This window comes from Gordonia westfalica, from assembly GCF_900105725.1.
Taxonomy (GTDB): Bacteria; Actinomycetota; Actinomycetes; order Mycobacteriales; family Mycobacteriaceae; genus Gordonia; species Gordonia westfalica.
The window spans coordinates 2,877,815-2,897,886 of sequence record NZ_FNLM01000034.1; the positions used below are offsets into that span (position 1 = coordinate 2,877,815).

Here is a 20,072-nt window from a genome sequence, read left to right on the forward strand (position 1 = left end):
ATGAAAGCTCTCACACACCCACCCGGACACCAACAGGACCCACGTTGCAGCGTAGCGCTATTGCCGACACCATCTGCCGCACCATCGAGCTCGGGGTGACGATCACCGGTGCCGCCCTCGACGGCGAGGACCGCACCCACGTGTTCTGCCAGGTCCTGGAACCGAAGAACACATGTCCCGGATGCGGACAGCCGGGTCGGCTGCGTGACCACATCGATCGTGAGGTCGCTGATCTGCCGATCGTGGGGCATCCGACTCGGCTGCATATCGCGGTGCCGCGCCACCTGTGCGAGAACCCGGACTGTGCCACCACGATCTTTCGTGCCGACATCTCGACCATCGTGGCGCCACGGGCCCACGTCACCCGCCGCACCACCACGTGGATTCTGCGGGCGATGATCGTCGACAAGATGTCGGTCAAGGCGGTCGCCGCGGCGGTCGGGTTGGGTTGGAACACCGTCAACACGCTCGCACTCGAGGAGGCCCGCATGCTGGCGTCCGCACCGGCCCGCCTGGACGGTGTGCGGGTCCTTGGGGTCGATGAGCACAAGTGGAAACACGTTCGCGGCAAGGGGGATTCGAGTTTCGTGACCGTGCTCGTCGACCTGACACCGATCGTCGATGGTACCGGCCCGGCACGCTTGCTGGACATGGTCGCCGGCCGCTCCAAAGCCGCGTTGAAGGATTGGCTGACCGCGCGCGATCCTGCATTTCGTGACCGGATCAAGGTCGTCACCATGGACGGGTTCGCCGGGTATCGCACCGCGACCGTTGAAACCCTGGACAAGGCGCGTGCGGTGATGGATCCGTTTCATGTGGTGCACTTGGCCGCAGACAAGCTCACGGTGTGTCGTCAACGCGTGCAACAGGATACGTGCGGACACCGCGGCCGCACCGGGGACCCGCTCTACGGCATCCGCCGCCCTCTGCTCACCCGAATCGGCTTGTTGACCGACAAGCAGAAGACCCGCATCACCAACGGCCTCGAAGCGCGTGAGGAACATCTGGCGGTCGCGGTCACCTACGCCGTCTATCAAGACCTGATTGACGCCTACGGCCAACCGCACAAGCGTGACGGGAAGATCGCGATGTACAAGCTGCTCAAACGCATCCACACCGGCGTTCCGAAAGAACTCGCCGAACTTGCCCAACTCGGCCGTTCGTTGTGGGCCCGACGCAAAGAGATCCTGGCGTACTTCGACACCGGTGCCTCCAACGGCCCGGTCGAAGCGATCAACGGACGCTTGGAACACCTGCGCGGGATCGCGCTCGGCTTCCGCAACCTCAACCACTACATCTTGCGGTCACTCATCCACTCCGGCGGCCTGGCAGAACGCCTACACGCACTCTGAATCAGGAAGAGCCGATTATCTCCTGAAGTCAAATTCCGATCGAGAATTACGGAACGACTACGAGGTGACGTGGTCCGTCTCTATGAGAGTGGGCTCACGAGCCGCGAGGTTGCCAAAGAGACAGGAGTTGGCAAGACGACTGTCTTGACGATTCTGAAGCAAGAAGGCGTCGAGATGCGGCCTCGGGGCGTTCACTACTCTTGACCAACTTGGGTGGCCAGCCCGATCCTTCGAGTTTGCGCCAAGGAGATTGGCCGGAATTCTCGGCCTGACCCCACATACAGACATCAACCGGCTTGAAGTGGCTCTACGGCCGCGAGCGTTCCGGCTTCATCAACAAGCTCGGGTAGCGGGTCTGGCAGAAGCGCGGACGAATTCAGTTTGGCGGCCTCGCAGAGCCCGTTGAAGTGGGCAGGGTCGATAGTGTGCATGAACTCAAACGCGGCGCGGATCGCTGTCTCAACCTCGTCCGGACTCACAGTTCGGTCTGTCGAAGGGTCTTCGCCATGTGAATACGCGTGGGCGTACCTCGTCAATCGAAGCCGAAGCGCATTCGCGTCGCCACGATATCCCGCGTCAGTCAACAACTCTGCTGAATTTCTCATGGCCTTGCCGAGGTCCCCCACCCATTCAGGTCGCTTGAAGGCTAGGAAACTCTCCAGCATCCGGCGGACGACGTTCGGAAACAGCAGTTGCGCATCGAGGCGGTTCTCCATTGAGTCGTCGGTCTGCAGTTTTTGTAGTACCTCGGCGACCGAGATGAATGCATGGAGATACGTGGATCGCACCTTCTTGCGAACTTCTTCTGATGGAGGCCAACTCCTCAGCGCTGGGCGTCGCTTGCTACTGCCCGCAATACTGACGTGCTGCGATCTGATCTCGAAGAAACGAGCCGGGTAGAGCTCAACGAGCCTCTTTCCTCCTCTGTGCAGGCCTTCAACCTGGATATCCCATTGACGAAACAGCTCAAAGTTGTGTGTCAGAAGAATGAGCTGCTCGATATGATCCTTGACGACTGCCTCGGTCCAAATATAAGTAGAGACTCCCATGAAGATGCCACTATCCAGGCTAGAGACCGGGTCGTCGATGATGACAATTGGCTTACCGCTGGTCGCGTCGAACCTCGCGACGCATTCAAAGAAGTGCACGAGTGTAATGGCTGTCCGCTCACCGGCACTGAGACCCACCGCGGGTTCGCCGAACCGGGTAACATGGTAGCGGCCGTCTACCGTCTTGAATACCAACTCGCTACGCCCTAGGAGTCGTGCAACCTCGTCGGTTAGCACTTTGGCAGTCGGCATTGGATCGCCTTCAACATTCTCAATGGTAGCGATATCTGTCGAGCATTGCTCCAGTTCAAAATCGAGGTTCTTCACGACGCGACGTTTTTCGGCAGCAAGGCCGGTCTGTGCTGTTACTTCTGCTTCGGATTGCTTCAGGTAGTGACGCTCTATCCGCTGGGCCGCGCTCTTGACGAGGTCTTCGTGACTCTCCACGCGCGCATTGTGCTCGCGACACAAACTGAGCAGATCTGCGAAGGCCACGGCGGGAACAGATGCAACGGACGAGTCAACCGCCCTGAGAACGTTGGAGGCTTTGGTCTGCACACGTCCTTTCATGTCATTGGCCCATTCACGGAGCGTTGCCAATTCGGTGCGAGCTACTTCCGCGGCCTGGTCATAGCGCGATCGCAAGTCTTCATACAACAGCCCTCTGCTCGGGATCGCCGCCAATGTACGATCGCTGCTCGTGATGATGCCGTCAAGTTCGTCGGCGATACTTGTCAACACTGCCTGCAGCCGTTCGACCTCGTTGGAAAAATGCTGGTCGATCAGCGCCTTACGATCTTCCGTCAGATCCGAACCGCAGAAGATGCATACGTCGATCTCCGTGTGTAAGTGACGTCCAGCATCCACCCACGAGGTCGCTTCTGGTTGCGCAGCAAGGGTATTAAGAATCACAGTACTAGGCGTCGTGGATAAGGCAGTGCGCAATCGCTGCTCAAGATCTGCGCGCACTTCGACTACAAACGCAAGATCCGGCAGCATTTCAGACTTGTCGGAGTTGATGATGCCCGTTAGGTCTCGAAAATTCTCCTCGCTCAGCTCGAACCAGTCATCGTGTGATCCAGCAAAGGCTTTTCGCACCTCGCCAGCGCTAAAGTTTCCTCGGGAGCGCCACCTTCCGCCTGCACGACTGGCAACATCGACCACCTCTTGTGATACCCGCACGTAGGCGCGCTCAACAGTCCGGATGGCCTCACGCTCGGCCGCAGTGGCTTCGTCGCGTTGCCGCGTCTTCTCTTTTAGCTCAGTCCGAAGTCGATCGAGACGTTCTTCAGCGTCAACAGGGCGTTCTCCGATGGTCAGTACCGCGTCCATCTCGGCAGACCCAGATGTGAACCGGTGACTGCGGTTTACGTACCCTTCACTGAAGACGTGGACGCGATCGAAAACCGCGTCATCAGCAAACTCTGTCGTTCGAATGCCAGCCCCATCGGCAAGGGTGACCGAAACTCGGGTATGACCCTGTCCATCGTCCGCGTGACGTAGACCGTCGAACGCATTGGCCAATGAGGTCTTGCCCGCGCCGTTGTGGCCATAGATGACGTTGATCCGGCCGAGGTCCGGCAACGCGGAGTCCCATTGGTAGCTCTCAAAAATCCCGCAACTCTTGACTCTGTCAATTCGTTTGAACATCAATCATTCCTACCGACACTCAGCCCGAAGATTGGTTCAAAAGACGCACCGAGTGTCTCGATCACACGCAGCTTTTTCTCGTCATGACCGCCGCGGCTCGCGAATCGGGACACTGGCGAGAGCACCTTGGTGATCGCAGTGCCGGCAATGCGCAGTGCGTTATCGCGGAACGCCGTAGCGACGAAGGTGTGCGCGTTGTCGGTACGGAGATTCTCATCCTCGATGGTCTTAGCCAGCTCAGCTTCGCGAACCATGCGCTCGGCGCGTTCTTGCTTATCCTGCTCCGTCGCACTGGAAGGTTCTCGCCACCCAGCAAGCTTTTCCTCGAGCGCTCTCAAAACCACTCCTCCGGTCCCAGCGGGGCCGAATTAAGCTGATCCCGCCTGCTTCGCCAGTCCGGTAAGTGCTGATCCATCAGTGTCGTGAACCGTTCCCCGTGGTTGCGTTCGAAATAGTGCGTCATCTCATGGACGACGATGTATTCGAGACAGTCAGGCTGCTTCTTGGCGAGTTCGACGTTGAACCAGATATGTCGAGTCTCCCGATTGCATGACCCCCACTTGGTCTTCATGCGTCGAATTGACCACTTGGGGACGGTCACGCCGAGCCTGCGCTCCCATGCGGTGATCAAATCGGGCAGGGCGTGTCGCAACTGTTCGCGATACCACTGGTCGAGGTAGCTGCGTCGCTTCTTGGCATCGGTCCCAGGCGGTACATAGAGGACAAGCCGATCGCCTTCGGACTCAAAGTGCGTACGCCCGGGTCTTTCGATGACCTTAAGTCGCTTGCGGACGCCCCATACGTAGTGGCTCTCGCCGGTCGTCATCTCACGCTCACTCTGGCGCGGGGCTGCTTTGAGCTGCTCACGCTGGCGCTTGATCCACGGAAGTCTCTGGATTACGGCGAGGCGCACCTGGTCATCGTCGAGCCGCATCGGTGCTGCGACACGGACACGACCGAGAGGCGGGTAGACACCGATATGCAGGTTCTTGATGTCTTTGTAGATCACGTCGACGTCGATGCCTCGGATGCTGAGGTAGGCGCTAGCGGTACTCATCTCGAGCCTTCACTAGGTTGAATACCTCATCGAGCTTGTCATCGTCGTAGTCGTTGGGCAGGGTACGGCGCAGCGCACGCTTGACGACTTTCTCCTTGAGCGGGTTACCGACCCAGGCATCGGGCTTCGTCGTCCGGACAGCTTCGTCCAGGCTGCGCGCGATCTCGACGTCGGGCCAGGTGAAATCGACGAGCGCCTTACGCGCGCCATCATTGACCCAGTCTGGGTAACTGTGGCCGGTACCTTCGCCGGTACCGAGCTTCTTGGCGGCTTCCAGCAGCTTTGCCAGGTACGCCTGGTAATCGATGGCCTGTTGGCGGCGCTGTTCGATGATGGCGTCGAGTAGCTCGCTCATCTTGTCGTAGTACTTAGGGTTCATGGCGTGCTCGTCGATGATCACCTTGCGCATGTTGTTGGTGATCGTCTCAGCGACCGCCTCGGGATCTTTCTTGATGCCTGGCGGCAGCTTGTCGATTGCCCCTGCGCCGAGCTTGACGATCAAATCGACCAAGCCAGTGTTTTCGAACTCGGATACGACCTCGCTGGCATCGGCCCGGATGTAGGTGTCGAGTAGGTAGCGCATACCAGCTTCGTACTGCTTAAAGTCAATGTCTTCGCCCGCGCCCAGCTTCACCTCGGCACGCACGTCGACGTAGTGCGCGATCTCCGTCTTGATCGCGGCAGCCTCGGAGTCGCTGTAGCCGGCGTCGGCCATCTCGTTGGCTAGGTTGCTGTAGGCGCGGGACACCGCCGACACCTCTTTGTACAGCTCGACGCGCTTCGGCTCGTTGGCTTTAAGCTGCTCGGCGTCGCCCTGGTCCTTGGCACAGAAGTACTGCTGATATTGCAAGGTGCCCTTCGGCGGTGCCACGGGCTCGACGAGTGCCCGGATTCGCTCAAGGGCATCGTCGAGGTCGTCGCGCGATTTCTCGATGCGGTCGCTCAGGAGGCCGTCGATGTCCTTCTTCTCGTAGCCGTCCAGCGCACCAGACGTGTAGTCGGTGATGGCATCTTCGAGTGAGTTGAAGAGGTCCTGGTAGTCGACAATGTAGCCGTAGTCTTTGTCTTCGCCGTCGAGGCGGTTGACGCGGCAAATCGCTTGGAACAGACCGTGGTCGCGCATCTTCTTGTCGATGTAGAGATAGGTGGCGCTCGGTGCGTCGAAGCCTGTTAGGAGCTTGTCGACCACGATCAGCAGGCGCATCTGACCAGGGTGCTTGACGAACTGTTCCTTGACTTCTTTTTCGAACTGCTCGACTTTGCCCATCGCAGCGTCCTCGGACTCACCGAAGTAGTCAGCCAGCATGCGACGGTAGATGTCATACTGGCGTAGCTTCTCGGTCTTGCCTTCGCCGGAGTCTTCTTTGGAGATGTCGCTGGCGTTCGGGGTGTAGCTGGTGACGATTGCGCACTTGCCTTTGAGGTCGGTGGCGTTGAACAGCTCATAGAACTTGCACGCCTGGTAGATCGACGAACCGACCAGCATGGCGTTGCCACGCTTGTCCATCAGGCGGGGCTTCGTCTCCATGTCCATCAGGATGTCGTCAACGATCTGACGAGCACGCGGCTCGCTAGACACGACCTTTTGCATCGTGCCCCAGCGCTTCTTGAGCTCTGCCTTTGACAGGTCGGTCATACCTTTGGTCTTGGCTTCGAACCACTTGTCGACCTTGTCCGGTGACGTGAGGTCTTGATCGATGTTGCGAGCCTCGTAGCGCAGGTCAAGTACCACGCCGTCCTCGACAGCTTCGTCGAACTTGTAGGTGTGGATGAACGAGCCGAAGGTCTCGATACTGGTGGCCTTGTCTGCCTTCAGTAGTGGCGTGCCGGTGAAGCCGATGAACATCGCGCCCGGGAGCAGTTCCTTCATGGCGGTGTGCATTTTGCCCGACTGGGTGCGGTGCGCCTCATCGACAAAGACGAAGATGTTGCCCTTGGCCTTGAAGTCCTTCGGTAGTCTGGCATTCAGCTCTTTGATGAAATCTGTGGTCGCGTCGTCGTCCGAGGCGTCGGTATCGGCCCCACGGAACTTGTGCACCAGTGAGCAGATCAGCCACTCCTCGGAGGTGTTGAGAGTCCCGATCAGGTCTGAGCCGCTCTTGGTGCGATAGATCTGCTCATTGACACCGTTGAAGACGCCCTCGATCTGGTCGTCCAACTCGGTGCGGTCGGTGATCAGCAGAACCCTCGCATCGTCCTGATGTTCCCGAATCCACTTGGCCAGCCACACCATCGTCAAGCTCTTACCCGAGCCCTGGGTGTGCCAGATGATGCCGCCCTCACGTTTGGCGATGCGCTCCTGCGCGGCTTTCACGCCAAAGTACTGGTTGTGGCGCGGCCCCTTCTTCACGCCCGCGTCGAAGACGATGAAGTCGTGAACGAGTTCCAGGAACCGGTCTTTGTCGCACAGTTGCAGCAGCGCCCGGTCAAGCGGGTCCTCGACATCCGAGGGCTCTTTCCACTCCAGCCAGTACTTCTCAGGTGTGTCAATCACGCCGTAGCGCAGTCCCTCGACGTCATTGCCGGCGAAGACGAACTGAACCGTCGAGAAGAATGAGCGGATGAACTGCTTGTTTTGGTTGCCGATTGTCTGCCGAATACCTTCGGAGACCGCGACTTTCGACCGCTTGAGTTCGAGGGTCCCCAGTGCGAGACCGTTGACGTAGAAGACGATGTCAGGACGCTTGGTGTGCTCTCCGGCGATCGTGACTTCTTCCGCCAGGGCGAAGTGATTTGCTTCGGGCGTCGCCCAGTCGATGAGCCAGATTGTCTCAGACTTCTCACCGGCGCCCGGCTGTACCTTTACCCCGTAGCGAAGCAGGCCATAGACATCTTTGTTCGCCTCGTACAGGTCGTGACCAGCGCCCACAGCGGCAGCCTTGTCGAGCTTCTCGACGGCGCGGTTAACCAGATTGTCGTCGTAACCACGAGCCTTAAGATTCTGAATCAGCAACTGCCGCTCGATGTTCGAGTTTCCAGCGCGGCCTTCCCAGTTGCCAAGATACTCATAGCCGAGCTGTTCGCGGAACAGTCTGACGACGCGATCCTGCGCTTTGCGCTCGATCTGACCCACATCGCTCATGACGAAACCTCTACAGGCAAGCGTGTGCGACCGGTCAGGAGCTGCTGCATCATGCCCTGCTTGATTGCGCGGGCCTTAATCAAGCGGTTACTGAGCGTGTCGAGTTCTGCGTCTACGTCCCGAATCGCGGTACCGATCGCAGCCTGCTCATCAAGATTGGGCTTACGCAATGGAATGGCTGATACCTTGCTTGCGCTGATCTCAAGGAAGGTACTGCCTGCGGCGCGTGATTCAAATTCCGACCGATGTTGTTGAACCCAGTAGTACAAGAACCATGTCGAGCGTGAATCCTTGGGGATCATCGAGGCGAATCCCTGATTTGTGGACACCGGAACAGCGGCAACTGCACAGTTTCCGATACTTGCGCGCGAAGTCACCAACACCGTACCCGCTGGCAGTAGCGTTGCCGCGGAGCTGGCAAGGCCCGCTTGCGTGATTCTTCGCTCTGAAGATGACACGAGACCTGATCCCTGGGCCTTGATCTCGGCGGGAGTAAACCACGGTATACCGCCACCCCAGTACGAAGCGACGCGAGTTGAAGGTGTTCCGCCCCCCGTGACGCGAGCTAGGGTTCCGAGCGTGGATACCATCCAGGTGCCAGTGAAGCCGGGCAGGCGGGTGCGGCCAGTCAGGAGCTGCTGCATCATGCCCTGCTTAATCGCCTGCTTCTTGGCGATGAGGCGTTCGAGAGTGGCAATCAGTTCATTCACGTCATCGAGAGCATCTGCGATTGCCTCTTGCTCAAGACTAGATACAATCGGAATCTCGAAGTCGCGCACCTGCTCTAAGGAAAGGTTCGCCTGGGCTGCCTGCACGTTGATCTCAGCGATCCGCCGTGCGATAGCAGGGCTACGGAGCTGCCAAAGCAGATACCTCGCCACTACCGATCGACGCTTCGTCGATGGGCGAATAATTGCGAAGGCCTGATTTGTGTTGGCTGGGAGCCAAGCCTGTTCAACTACCGTCGAGCGACCAAGGGCGCCAGCAATCGAGAAGAGAATGTCACCTTCGGCAAGTTGCGACCTCCGGAGTAGCTGGTGGGTCTGACGATCGATAAACGCTTCACGGCCAGGAATGAATGTTCCATCACTAGCGAAGGTTTCGACTTTGAGGAACCTCACACCGCTGGTAGTGAACTTTCGGCCGAGACTCGTCGGAGTCGTACCCTTTGTTACAAGGTCACTAACTTCTCTAATTTGCACCGTAGACGTTTGGCTCATCGTTCTACCCCCATCGCTGCGAGATGGGCCGAAACCTTCCCCTCGATTCTCGCAAGCTCAGTGTCGAGATCATCGATGGTCGCCGCATATCGCTCGCCGAGCTGTTGAATGCGTGCCACAAGGTCGAGCGTGAGTGCTTCGACCTCGCCTGCGATCCGATGGACAGCGGTGGCCTGCCACTTGTCATCGATCACTAGCGCCTCGATGTCAATCTCGGTCAGAGCGCCGTACTTTTTGAGCGTGGTGAGATCAAGCTCAGCCTGAGCGTCTTTGGCAGCCTTCTTGGCGGCAGCTTCGGCGTTGTACAGCTTGGCGGCGTGCTGGAGAGCCCGAACCTCCTCGGGGTCGCCGCCCCGTTTGACGGCCTTGAGTCGAGCAGCGACAAGCGCTTTGGTGATCTTGTCATCGTCCATGGCATCGGCAAGGAGTCCGTCTTCGACGGCGTGCTCCTCGACGTATTCCTCAACGGCGCGAGTGGATTCTTCGGCTACAGCAACGATTTCGTCGACCTTGGCCTGCTGCTCGCCGAAGTATCGCGCCACGATCAGGGCTGGCGGGATCAGGTCCATCTTGTACTTCTGGGCATTCTTGCCCGAACCGATGATGAGATCGGGTTCCTCGGTGAGTTTGCGTTCCTTGTCGTTGATCGTCAGGCGCGGCTTGGCAGCTGCCGTCCAGTCGTCGGCCATAATCAGGTAGACGTCATCGTGCATCGTGTCGTGCCAATAGGCCATGAGCTGCTCGTAGACGTCGTACTCGTCGAGCAACGGCACAGGTTTGAATCGATCCAGTAGGTCGTCGCCGATCGTGGCGATGAGATCGTTAGGCTTCGTGTCGGCGTCGATCGCGACGAGAGCATCACGATGTGCGTCGAACCAATCCGTCGTGATCGATCGCGCCTCTTCGGCGAGCTTTTGGAACTCAGCGGAGTCCAGGATCGCCTGTTGCACTTGGCTTACGTCGAGGGTCAGATCGCTGTAGCCAGGTCGATTCGGCTTGAAGAGCTGCGCGCGGAGCTGCGGAAACGCCTGCCAGTAGTCGTCGAGCAGGTCGAGGTCACGATCCGGAATCCCGCCGTGGAGGTGTGCGTGCAGGTCCTGTAGATCCTCCGGCTCGGAGGAGTCGATGTAGCGCGGGATGTTGAGGTTGTAGTCGTTCTTCGGGTCGGCGATCTCACTCATCGGCACCATGCGGGAGTACCGCTCGATCTCCCGCTGGTTGTTGAAAGTGTCGACGATCTTGTGGATGTCCTGGCTACGGAGACGGTTCTTGTTGCCGTCCTTGATGAAACCCTTGGACGCATCGATCATGAACACACCGGTGCGTCCGACCGCGTTCTCCTTGTCGAGGACGACGATGCAGGCGGGGATGCCTGTGCCATAGAACAGGTTGGCGGGCAAGCCGATGATGCCTTTGATAAATCCATGCTGAAGCAGGCGCTTGCGGATGCCGGCTTCGGCGTTGCCTCGAAACAGCACACCGTGCGGCAGGATGATCGCCCCTTTGCCGGCGCTCTTGAGTGATGTCAGTGCGTGGAGCAGGAACGCGTAGTCGCCGTTCTTCTCTGGCGGGCGGCCGTACTCGAAGCGGTTGTAGTCGTGTTCGAGGCCGTTGTTCCAGGATTTCACCGAGAACGGCGGATTCATGACCACGAAGTCGAAGGTCTTGAGGTGACTACCCGCCACAGTCTGCGGGCTCGTGATGGTGTCGCCCTTGTAGATTTCGGCGATTTCGTTGCCGTGCAGGATCATGTTCATCTTGGACAGTGCCCAGGTGGCGTTGTCCTTCTCCTGGCCGTAGACCGACATGCCGCGCGGAGCCTCAGCTGCCGCCTTAAGTAAGAGCGAGCCGGAGCCGCAGGCCGGGTCGTAGACCGTCTGATCCTGCCGGGTCTGCGCGCCGATTCCGACGACCTTGGCGAGGATGCGCGACACTTCGGCTGGGGTATAGAACTGACCCTTGCTCTTGCCGGACTCCGTGGCGAAGTGGCGCATGAGGTACTCGTAGGCGTCACCAAGCAGGTCGTCACCCTCAGCACGTGAGCCTCGGAAATCGAGGTCGTTGAAGATCGTGACAAGCTTGGAGAGGCGATCCACCATCTCCTTGCCCTTGCCAAGCTTCTCCTCGTCGTTGAAGTCGGCTAGATCGATGACATTACGCAGATCGTTGGCGTCGGCGAGCTTGGCGATAATCTTGTTGAACTTGTCGCCAATCTCCTTGTCGTTCTTCGCGGCCAGCATGTCGTCGAACGATCCGCCTTCTGGCACGTCGATCAGGCTGGCCGAATCAGCCTTCGCCTTGTCGGAGACGTACTTCACGAACAGCAAGGTCAGGATGTAATCCTTGTACTGCGAGGCATCCATGCCGCCTCGAAGCTGGTCGCAACTTGCCCACAGGGATGAGTAGAGGTCCGACTTCTTGAGTGCCACAGCTGGTCTACCTTCGCTTCTTCCAGGCATCTGATGCCATTTTACCACTAGTTCGAACAAATGTGCGAAGAATCACGGAGTGGTTCGCCGCCGCACGGATAGCATGTCAAACCAGTCGGACACCACGGAGCGGACACGGCGTGATCAGCCTCATTCCGTCACTCGGAGGACAACTGCCCGGCCAGGCACTGAGCGCAGCCTTAGGCGTCGTAGAAGCCACGACCGTTTTCCTTGAACCACGCCCGTAGTCGCCGAATCAACTCGGCGTATTCAGTCAGTGTGAGCTCCTTAATCGCATTCAATGCGATATTGATTTTGTAATCCTCAGGTTGCGACGAGTTTTGATACTCGAGGCTATATGTCTCAATCAAACTCGCAAAGGTAAGCAGCGCGTTCGCTTCGGGCTGTTTCCGAAACGTGTCGACCGAGTGATAGCCCAATCGCGTGGCTGCGGCTTCGCGGAGAACCGTCGGACTAGCTCCTCTGCGTCCCTGCTCAAGCCCAAGCAAGATGCCGATTGCCGTTCCCTGCGCTCCCTCACTCCGCATCTTGTACACGCTACGAAGCAGGTTCTCGACATGCTCCGCGTTGTCTGCCCCGGTGGTCTGCATGGCCACTTCGCGTAGTGCGGGCACGTCGCCGATGTAGTCCACCAGCCTGTGCAATCCACGCCGCCGCACGACCTTCAAGTCAACGACGAGGCGATCACGAAGGCTCGATTCCGGCATGACCCCATTTTGCCCGGCAACTGCCCAGTTCTCTGCCAAAAAGTACGGCGCGATTTCCGCAAACCTAGAGGTAGAGGGTGGTCAGCGGATTTGCCCCAAACCCGAACGGAGACATCATGACTGAGATTGAACGTTTCACAACGCCGGCTGCAGGCGTCAGCAACAGCTGGTTGGGTAGTCGAGCACTGTCGCGCCAGGTCGCCCGCGACCTCGCGGCCATCAATCACTCGACCGAGGTGAGTACCGCTCGTGTAGCGGCGGCCGGTGAGGTTCAGCAGGCACGGATTGATGCCGTCGCTCGAGCTGGCGCGTACGCCATGCAGCAGGTTGCACTGCTGTCGCAGATGCAGCAACAGCTCGCACTGGCGGCCCCGGCAGCGTCCGGCGATCTCGACTTCATCAAGACCATGACCGTCGTCGGTATCGGCCAGATCGTCGCTGACACAGGTCGGGCGGTGAACCGGCGATGACCACGTTCGTGATCATCCTGGTGGCCGCAGCCGCGATCCTAGCGACGCTCTATCTCGTCGGATTCCTCATCGACATCTGCGACGAGTCCGACCGCCAGATCGAGATTGCCCGCGTCAGGCGAGAGCGTCGCCAAGCCGAGGCGCGGATGAACCGTCTCACCTCGTCCGCAATCCAGCAGATGACCGAAGCGGCCGCACCGCACGGCATCTTCTGCCAGTGCGCACAGTGCGTCGGGCGAGGAGGCCAGCCATGACGACAGCCGATCTCGAGGTCGTGACGCTCGGAGTTCAGTCCGACTACATATCGACAGAGCAGATCGATCAAGCTAGGCAGAGCCTGACTCGCTGGGTGTTCACTACCGCGAAGGCTATAGCTCGGGAGTGCGGCTTCGCATGGACGCCACGGCCGGACGCGCCGTCAACGTATCCGGACCTGTGCGCCGCGCACGCCCGCTCTGTTGAGTCGGGCGAGTCGTTGCCGGTGTCGTCGGAGAACTCGGCCTCGGTGATCCTGACGTCACCCGACGCCAACTACGCCTGGCGATTCGTGCACGACGTGACGCATGTCGAACGCGGCCTCAGCTTCTCGCTCCCTGATGAGTATGAGCTGGCCTTGTGGCACCTGTCTGAACTGGAGCGAGAGGGATTCGGCCCGCACAGCCTGGAATACGCCTTCCTGAAGGCCGACACACTCGGCCAGGTGATTATCAACGCGGTGGCCCGTCGGTTTCCGGCCGATCAGGAACTGTTCGATCTGGAGTGTCAGCGATACGGGTTCGAGCAGGGCATCCTGCGTGAGATCCGCCGGGGGTCGTCGTGAGTGGCGATCCCGGTGGGCTCGGGGGCCGGCTGCTCAACGCCTGTCTCGCTGTATTCGTCAGCGCGATGGCGCTCTACGGTGCGATCTACATCCTGCAAGCGATCTGGGTACCGCTCTGCATCACCATCGCAACCGTTGCGATTATCGGCGGATCTTTCACGCTCATTTATCGACATTTTCGCCGCTGGTAATTCAGGTCCGAACGAGTTCCGGCCGGTGTTGTGGAATGCGTCGGGCATATTGACTGCTGCATTCGTGCAGCTCATAGTAAGGGCATGGCCGCTGCATAAATGCAGCACACCAATCGCCATTCAACTTATTAGCTAACCACCGAAAGGAGGGTGTCTTCACTATGTCCAAAAAACACTCGCGCACATCGCAACCGCTTAAGCGTGGGAGAAATCGGCAGCTACGGATTCGCGGCCAACTTCGATCCGACCCCGACCTGGGACGGATCGCCCGCACGGTAGTTGCTATTGCCGTCGCACAGGCCGAGAAAGAAGCACAGGAACAGGTCGAACGACGCGCGCAGCACCAGGAGACCGACGATGAATGAGGCCACCCGACTGGTCTTTGTCACCTTGTCGATCCCCGCCCCGCTATCGCTCGAGGCCGCTCACGCCGCCGTGGTCGCTCTGGCGGGACTCAGTAGGCAGCCGCAGATCGTCATCGAGGCGCTTGGCAACAATCGACACGTGCGGTGGCGCATCGGAACGCCGGTGCGCCACCGCCACCAAGTGATCGAGGTGTTGCGCACCCATCTTCCCGGCCTCGTCGTCGACGAGCCAAAGCCCCTCGCGCCCGGGCCGCGCGCCGATGTCGCCGCGAAGATCCGTGTCCGGTCACGGTCTGTGGTCGAGGGCTCACTCGCACACGAATCCACTGAATCGGTGACACGGGGAGTCCTCGGTGCGCTGGCGGTCGCCGGTCGGCATGAGCGCGTCCACCTCCAGGTCATACTCGGACCACGCAAGACCCCCCAGCTGCCGCCTCAGCAACTCCGCGGCGGAGACCGCACGCTCGCCGTCGCCAAGCTCCGCGAGTTTCGGTTCGGCTGCGCTATCCGCGTCGCGGCAACAGCCGCAGACGACGACCGAGCTCGACACCTGGCGGAACGCGTCATCGCCGCAGTTCGCGGACTGAACGCCCCGACCGCCCAGCTCACTGCCACCCGCATGGCCACTACGTCATTCGACCGCGCGCGTGCACCGTGGTTCTGGACGACGACGCTGAGCGTCAGTGAGGTCGTGGCACTGACGGCCTGGCCCATCGCGCACCGCGACGCCGCGCCGCTTCCCGGAGTGCCGTCGCGACATCCGAAGCTACTTCCCGCCTCCGCCAGCACGCTGAAGGAGGGGCGCACCGTTGGGGTATCGACCGCACAGCCGGAGCGACCAATTGCTATCTCGGTTCGCGACTCGCTGTCCGGCATCGCCATCACCGGACCGACCGGCGTCGGTAAATCAAACCTGCTCGGCCAATTTGCGCTGGCAGATATTGCGGCAGGACGCGGACTTGTCGTGATCGACCCAAAGGGCGACCTGATCGACGACATCCTGCAGCGTGCCGACGAATCACGACTCGATGACATCGCCGTCGTCGACGCCACCGACTCGGCGCCCATCGGCATCAACGGCCTGGTCGGTGCGACCGATCCAGACCTTGCGGCCGACACCACCCTCGGCGTCTTCCACTCGCTGTGGGCCGACGCGTGGGGACCACGCACGCAAGACGTCCTACACGCCAGCCTCCTGACACTCGCCCGACGCGGCGACGCCTCGATCGCCATGTTGCCGCTGCTGCTCACCAATCCCGGTTTTCGGCGTTCGATCGTCGGTCGAGTGGCGCGCGAGGACCCGATGGGGCTCGGTGGGTTCTGGGCATGGTGGGAGAGCCTCAGCGACAACGAGCAGGCTCAGGCCACCGCGCCGCTGCTGCGCCGGGTGCGACCGATCCTGCTTCGTCCCGGCCTGCGGGGCATCCTCGGCCAGCGCCGTCCCAAATTCGATCTGTCCGACGTTTTCACTAAGCGCCGCATCCTGCTGGTCAGTCTGGAGAAGGGCAAGATCGGCCCCGAAGCTGCCGCACTGCTCGGGTCCCTGATCGTCTCGCAACTTTGGACCGCGACCCTCGCTCGAGCCGCTCAGTCACCGCAGTCTCGGCACCCGGTCACCATCTTGATCGACGAAGTCCAGGACTACCTTCGGCTCCCAGGCGACATCGGTGACGCACTGGCGCAAGCACGCGGGCTCGGCGTCGGCTATACCCTGGCACACCAGCACCTCGGTCAGCTTCCCAAGTCGATTCGCGAAGCCGTTACTGCGAACGCCAGAACGCGCATTGCCTTCCAGCTGAGTCACCCTGACGCCCGCGAGTTCGCCAGTCTCACCAGCGGTCAGCTCGAACCCGCCGACTTCGAGACACTCCCGGCCTTCCATGCGTACGCCCAGATCCTGCACCAGAACACGCCTGGACCGTGGGTAAGTGTCACTACCACGAAGATGCCCGACCCTGTCCGGTCAGCCGCATCAATCCGGCGGCGCTCCCGCGAGCGCTACGGTCAGCCGCTCAGCGAGGTCGAAGCCGATCTGCTGTCACTGACCGAACGCCGCACCGTCCGTGAATCCTTCGGTCGCACCAAGCGATCCGACACGGAAGGGGGTACGTCATGACTAGTTACACCCCAGGACAGGGCATTCCACCCGCCATTCCGGTCGGCTCATCCGCCGTTTCGCCGACATCGCAGGTCAGTCGTGAATCTGTACACCCTCAGGGGACGAATACTCCGCCGACGATGTCGACGGAGAGCGCCCGAGTCCTGCAGCCGGACAAGCGACGCCGCCGGATCGACCGCGACGAACTTGGGCGCATAAGTCAGGCTATGCCGGAGCGGGACCGTGAGGTTCTGCGCCGCATCGACGAGCATCGCTACCTCACTACACACCACATTCAGTCGTTCATCTTCACCGATCACGGCAGCACCGACTCGGCTGCTCGCACCACCCGCTACGTCCTAGCTCGGCTCGAACGTCTGGCGTTGATTCGAGCACTGCCGCGCCGCATCGGTGGAGTCCGCGCAGGGAGCGCCGCTCGTATCTGGCAACTGGCCCCGGCTGGTGCTCGACTGCTCCGAGATGAGGGGCAGACCTACCGCAGCCATGAACCGTCGCTGCGCTTCCTTCAGCACTGCCTGGCCGTCGCCGACGTCCACCTCGGTCTGCGCGCTCTGACGACCATCGACACCGTCGAGACAATTGACGTCGCGACCGAGCCCAACTCCTGGCGACGCTTCGTGGGCACCGGCGGTGAACAGCGCTTGCTGCAGCCCGATCTCGCCAGCATCGTCCGGACGAGAGACTACGTCGATCGTTGGTTCATCGAGGTCGACCTCGGCACCGAATCGCTCCCGACCGTACTCAAGAAGTGCGGCCAGTACGAGAGCTATCGAGCCAGCGGCATCGAGCAGGACGTCCACCACGCATTCCCGTTGGTGATCTGGATCTTCACTAGCCAGACGCATGCCGAAAAGGTGCAGTCCTCGATCCTGCGCTCGCCCCGACTGACACCCGATCTGTACCGCGTGGTGACGGCCGACCGTTTCGCGACCAGCGCACAGGAGTGGCTGCAGTGAGCGGGCCACTACGAAACCAGGTCTTGACCGGCGACGCGCTCACTCAGTTGAGATTCCTGCCAGACGCCAGGATCGACTGCATCATCACCAGCCCGCCATACTTCCGGCTGCGGGACTACGGCCACGGTGACCAGCTCGGCCTCGAATCGCACGTCGACGCCTGGGTGGCTCAACTGCGCGCTGTACTCACTGAATGTGCCCGTGTCCTTGTACCGACTGGCACTCTGTGGCTCAACCTCGGGGACACCTACAGCACCCATATCAGAGAAGGTGCTGAGCGCAAGAGTCTGCTGCTTGGTCCGGAACGTTTGGCGCTCCACTTGATTGCAGACGGCTGGGTCGTCCGTAACAAGATCGTCTGGGCCAAGACCAACACGGTGCCGTCGAGTGTGCGGGACCGGCTCACCGCTTCGCACGAGGTTGTCTACCTGCTGACGCGTTCGCCGCGCTACTACTTCGATCTCGACGAGATCCGCATCCCGCATGTCTCTCAACCACCGCGACGATCACCTCGACCAGTGAACCGCGCCGAGAAAGCAGGGCGCGGGCCGAACACCCACAGCGATCGCGGCCTGCTCGATCTCCGAGCCAACGGACGAGTCGGACATCCCCTCGGCAAGAACCCCGGCGATGTCTGGGCGATGAGCGTCAGTAACTTCCGGAGCAGCCACATCGCGACCTACCCGGAGTCACTTGTCCGTCGCATGATTCTGGCCGGCTGTCCACGGCTGCGGTGCTCCCACTGCCGATCCCCATGGACACGGCAGCTGGTGCGGCACGGTGATCAGGCGCACCGGAAACCACCTCGGCCGAGCTGCGCCTGCGATGCACCCGCCGAACCCGGACTCGTTCTCGATCCGTTCATCGGCTCAGGTACGACGGCCGTCGTTGCAGCTCGTACGGGGCGCGACTGGCTCGGGATCGAGATCAACCCCCGCTACGTCGAGGTTGCGGAACAGCGGATTCAAACCACCCGGCAACCCAACACACCACAACCTACAAAACGAAAGGAGGTGCTATGAACCATGAACACACCCACGAACCCCATCACGAGGACGAATCAACCCGAAAACTCCAGCCCCGTATTTGGATCGGCAGCTTGGCGGACTACAACGCCGGACGGCTCCACGGCGACTGGTGTGACGCCGCCGTCGACCCCAGCGACCTCCGAGCGGCCGTCGATCGCATCCTGGCCGGATCTGACGAACCGGACGCCGAAGAGTGGGGCATCTTCGACTACGACGACTTCGGCGACTTCCACGTCGGCGAGTACGACACGCTCGAGCAGGTCTCAGCCGTCGCGTGCGGGATCGTCGCGCACGGCCCAGCCTTCGCCACGTGGGCTGAGATGCACGACGGGAATCCCGACATGCTCGCCCAGTTCGATGACTGCTTCATCGGCACCTATGACTCACCGACGGACTGGGCCCGCGACGTACTTGACGGCAGTGGGATCGAGGAGGCGCTCGACCGCGAAGTACCGGCTGACCTCCGCGCCTACGTCCAGTTCGACTACGACGGATTCGCCCGTGACCTCCAACTCGGCGGCGATGTCCACATCGAGACCGCACCGGACGGCAAAGTCTGGCTCTTCCGGGTGATCTAAATAGCCGGTCATCCGTTGTCGAGAGACTGCGGCCGTCTCAGTGAGCATTCCGCTCACCGGCCGCACCACCTCGAAGACGGTGACCGGGCACCCGGAAACAACCTTCAGGAAGGAGTAGGAGACTCATGAAAACACTGGCAATTCGTCTCGAAGACGAGCAGCACGCACGTCTGTCGATTCTGGCCAAGCTCAGTGGCGTATCGCTCACGGACACCATCCGTGACGCCATCGAGAGCCGTATCGCCACGCTGGCATCCGATCCAGAGATCGCGGCCAAAGCCGAGGCACTGACCGCCGAGATCGACCGTGAAGCTGCCGAACAACGCGACGCCATCGCCACCCTGTTCGGCACCAGCAAACGGACGACACCGCGTGGCCGCCAGACCAAGGAGTGAGTCAACCCATCCACAAAACCGGGGAGTCAGGTCGAGTTGCAGCCAGCAACTCCCTGACTCCCCAATATCCCTCGACAAATCCTATAGAGGTGAGGGAAACCTCGCCGATTCTACAACGATTTCAGTACTGCATTTATGCAATTTTGGGAATAAAATAGATATAAGAAACGAAGAAATCGGAGATAACCACTATGGCAACCACTACTAACGCAGTCAAACTCGGAAACGCGCTCAAAGAGCGCAGGACCGAACTCGAGTTAACCATCAAGGAAGTTGCTCGCCGCTCCGGTATGACGGACTCCAACGTACTGCGTATCGAGCGCGGTGACATCCCTCAGCCGAGACCAGAAACCTTGAAGTCACTGGCAGACGTATTGGGTCTTGAACTCTCCGACTTGTTCAACCTCGCGGGCTACGTCCAGCCGAGGACACTGCCGAGCTTCTCTCCCTACCTGCGAAGCAGGTACGCAGATCTCCCCGAATCGGCAGCAAAAGAAATGGAAGCCAGCTTCGCGCGAATTGCCGCGAAACACGGATACGACCCGAGTGGACCATACGACGGAGAAGACGAAAGAGAATAACT

At 60.3% G+C, this 20,072-nt stretch carries 20 protein-coding genes; 12 read left to right on the forward strand and 8 right to left on the reverse strand.

Annotation, left to right across the window (positions count from 1 at the left end):
• Positions 1–44 precede the first annotated feature (44 nt).
• Positions 45–1,352, forward strand: a complete 1,308-nt coding sequence (locus BLU62_RS18465) for an ISL3 family transposase (protein ID WP_074851222.1) — start codon at positions 45–47, stop codon at positions 1,350–1,352.
• Positions 1,353–1,397: 45 nt separating this feature from the next.
• Entirely contained in the window at positions 1,398–1,556 is a 159-nt protein-coding gene (locus BLU62_RS34945; protein ID WP_425284605.1) for a helix-turn-helix domain-containing protein, read from the forward strand.
• Between the two features lie 83 nt (positions 1,557–1,639).
• Here the strand turns inward: BLU62_RS34945 and BLU62_RS18475 are convergent, their stop codons facing one another.
• The 7 genes from BLU62_RS18475 to BLU62_RS18505 form a co-directional block, all read right to left on the reverse strand.
• Positions 1,640–4,051, reverse strand: a complete 2,412-nt coding sequence (locus BLU62_RS18475; protein ID WP_074851223.1) for an AAA family ATPase — start codon at positions 4,049–4,051, stop codon at positions 1,640–1,642.
• Entirely contained in the window at positions 4,051–4,389 is a 339-nt protein-coding gene (locus BLU62_RS18480; RefSeq protein WP_244278245.1) for a type I restriction endonuclease subunit R, EcoR124 family, read from the reverse strand. The genes BLU62_RS18475 and BLU62_RS18480 overlap by 1 nt, the downstream gene beginning before the upstream one ends.
• Positions 4,386–5,108: a M48 family metallopeptidase gene (locus BLU62_RS18485; RefSeq protein WP_074851225.1), complete on the reverse strand. Its 723-nt coding sequence runs from the start codon at positions 5,106–5,108 to the stop codon at positions 4,386–4,388. Before BLU62_RS18485 ends, BLU62_RS18480 begins: the two co-directional genes overlap by 4 nt.
• The gene (locus BLU62_RS18490; protein WP_074851226.1) at positions 5,095–8,190 is read right to left on the reverse strand and encodes a type I restriction endonuclease subunit R; all 3,096 of its coding nucleotides are present in this window, start codon (positions 8,188–8,190) and stop codon (positions 5,095–5,097) included. The genes BLU62_RS18485 and BLU62_RS18490 overlap by 14 nt, the downstream gene beginning before the upstream one ends.
• On the reverse strand, positions 8,187–9,410 hold the full coding sequence (locus BLU62_RS18495) for a restriction endonuclease subunit S (protein ID WP_084811831.1): 1,224 nt from the start codon (positions 9,408–9,410) through the stop codon (positions 8,187–8,189). Before BLU62_RS18495 ends, BLU62_RS18490 begins: the two co-directional genes overlap by 4 nt.
• A complete protein-coding gene (locus BLU62_RS18500) occupies positions 9,407–11,839 on the reverse strand; it encodes a type I restriction-modification system subunit M (protein WP_074851228.1) in 2,433 nt (810 codons plus the stop codon). Before BLU62_RS18500 ends, BLU62_RS18495 begins: the two co-directional genes overlap by 4 nt.
• 200 nt (positions 11,840–12,039) lie before the next feature.
• On the reverse strand, positions 12,040–12,567 hold the full coding sequence (locus BLU62_RS18505; protein WP_139180043.1) for a hypothetical protein: 528 nt from the start codon (positions 12,565–12,567) through the stop codon (positions 12,040–12,042).
• A gap of 116 nt (positions 12,568–12,683) precedes the next feature.
• Between BLU62_RS18505 and BLU62_RS18510 the strand changes: the two genes are divergently transcribed.
• Genes BLU62_RS18510 through BLU62_RS18525 form a run of 4 tightly spaced genes read left to right on the forward strand, consistent with a single transcriptional unit; the run spans position 12,684 to position 14,048 of the window.
• Positions 12,684–13,037, forward strand: coding sequence for a hypothetical protein (locus tag BLU62_RS18510; RefSeq protein ID WP_074851230.1), 354 nt, complete (start codon positions 12,684–12,686; stop codon positions 13,035–13,037).
• The gene (locus BLU62_RS18515; RefSeq protein WP_006437532.1) at positions 13,034–13,291 is read left to right on the forward strand and encodes a hypothetical protein; all 258 of its coding nucleotides are present in this window, start codon (positions 13,034–13,036) and stop codon (positions 13,289–13,291) included. Before BLU62_RS18510 ends, BLU62_RS18515 begins: the two co-directional genes overlap by 4 nt.
• Positions 13,292–13,311: 20 nt before the next feature.
• Complete coding sequence (locus tag BLU62_RS18520; protein WP_244278246.1) at positions 13,312–13,857, forward strand: hypothetical protein; 546 nt, start codon at positions 13,312–13,314, stop codon at positions 13,855–13,857.
• Positions 13,854–14,048: a hypothetical protein gene (locus tag BLU62_RS18525; RefSeq protein WP_006437530.1), complete on the forward strand. Its 195-nt coding sequence runs from the start codon at positions 13,854–13,856 to the stop codon at positions 14,046–14,048. Before BLU62_RS18520 ends, BLU62_RS18525 begins: the two co-directional genes overlap by 4 nt.
• 218 nt (positions 14,049–14,266) lie before the next feature.
• On the opposite strand, the gene BLU62_RS32910 is transcribed toward BLU62_RS18525, so the two are convergent.
• The gene (locus BLU62_RS32910) at positions 14,267–14,419 is read right to left on the reverse strand and encodes a hypothetical protein (protein WP_159441564.1); all 153 of its coding nucleotides are present in this window, start codon (positions 14,417–14,419) and stop codon (positions 14,267–14,269) included.
• Between BLU62_RS32910 and BLU62_RS18530 the strand changes: the two genes are divergently transcribed.
• The 6 genes from BLU62_RS18530 (at position 14,406) to BLU62_RS34950 (ending at position 20,070) form a co-directional block, all read left to right on the forward strand.
• Positions 14,406–16,529, forward strand: coding sequence for a type IV secretory system conjugative DNA transfer family protein (locus tag BLU62_RS18530; protein ID WP_139180044.1), 2,124 nt, complete (start codon positions 14,406–14,408; stop codon positions 16,527–16,529). The genes BLU62_RS32910 and BLU62_RS18530 overlap by 14 nt on opposite strands.
• 122 nt (positions 16,530–16,651) lie before the next feature.
• The gene (locus BLU62_RS18535) at positions 16,652–17,488 is read left to right on the forward strand and encodes a replication-relaxation family protein (RefSeq protein ID WP_159441565.1); all 837 of its coding nucleotides are present in this window, start codon (positions 16,652–16,654) and stop codon (positions 17,486–17,488) included.
• Positions 17,489–17,511: 23 nt separating this feature from the next.
• The gene (locus BLU62_RS18540; protein ID WP_244278248.1) at positions 17,512–18,510 is read left to right on the forward strand and encodes a DNA-methyltransferase; all 999 of its coding nucleotides are present in this window, start codon (positions 17,512–17,514) and stop codon (positions 18,508–18,510) included.
• Positions 18,507–19,094, forward strand: a complete 588-nt coding sequence (locus BLU62_RS18545) for an antirestriction protein ArdA (protein WP_074851235.1) — start codon at positions 18,507–18,509, stop codon at positions 19,092–19,094. The genes BLU62_RS18540 and BLU62_RS18545 overlap by 4 nt, the downstream gene beginning before the upstream one ends.
• A gap of 125 nt (positions 19,095–19,219) precedes the next feature.
• Positions 19,220–19,489 (forward strand): DNA-binding protein, encoded by a 270-nt coding sequence (locus tag BLU62_RS18550; RefSeq protein WP_074851236.1) that lies wholly within the window; start codon positions 19,220–19,222, stop codon positions 19,487–19,489.
• Between the two features lie 191 nt (positions 19,490–19,680).
• Positions 19,681–20,070: a helix-turn-helix transcriptional regulator gene (locus tag BLU62_RS34950; RefSeq protein WP_074851237.1), complete on the forward strand. Its 390-nt coding sequence runs from the start codon at positions 19,681–19,683 to the stop codon at positions 20,068–20,070.
• The last annotated feature ends 2 nt before the right edge of the window (positions 20,071–20,072 follow it).

Bases quoted from the DNA above. Each gene is read 5' to 3' on its own strand.
- BLU62_RS18530 (WP_139180044.1), top strand. From the start codon at position 14,406: ATGAATGAGGCCACCCGACTGGTCTTTGTCACCTTGTCGATCCCCGCC.
- BLU62_RS18495 (WP_084811831.1), bottom strand. From the start codon at position 9,410: ATGAGCCAAACGTCTACGGTGCAAATTAGAGAAGTTAGTGACCTTGTA.
- BLU62_RS18505 (WP_139180043.1), bottom strand. From the start codon at position 12,567: ATGCCGGAATCGAGCCTTCGTGATCGCCTCGTCGTTGACTTGAAGGTC.
- BLU62_RS18535 (WP_159441565.1), top strand. From the start codon at position 16,652: ATGTCGACGGAGAGCGCCCGAGTCCTGCAGCCGGACAAGCGACGCCGC.
- BLU62_RS18550 (WP_074851236.1), top strand. From the start codon at position 19,220: ATGAAAACACTGGCAATTCGTCTCGAAGACGAGCAGCACGCACGTCTG.
- BLU62_RS18510 (WP_074851230.1), top strand. From the start codon at position 12,684: ATGACTGAGATTGAACGTTTCACAACGCCGGCTGCAGGCGTCAGCAAC.
- BLU62_RS18490 (WP_074851226.1), bottom strand. From the start codon at position 8,190: ATGAGCGATGTGGGTCAGATCGAGCGCAAAGCGCAGGATCGCGTCGTC.
- BLU62_RS34950 (WP_074851237.1), top strand. From the start codon at position 19,681: ATGGCAACCACTACTAACGCAGTCAAACTCGGAAACGCGCTCAAAGAG.
- BLU62_RS18475 (WP_074851223.1), bottom strand. From the start codon at position 4,051: ATGTTCAAACGAATTGACAGAGTCAAGAGTTGCGGGATTTTTGAGAGC.
- BLU62_RS18485 (WP_074851225.1), bottom strand. From the start codon at position 5,108: ATGAGTACCGCTAGCGCCTACCTCAGCATCCGAGGCATCGACGTCGAC.
- BLU62_RS18545 (WP_074851235.1), top strand. From the start codon at position 18,507: ATGAACCATGAACACACCCACGAACCCCATCACGAGGACGAATCAACC.
- BLU62_RS18515 (WP_006437532.1), top strand. From the start codon at position 13,034: ATGACCACGTTCGTGATCATCCTGGTGGCCGCAGCCGCGATCCTAGCG.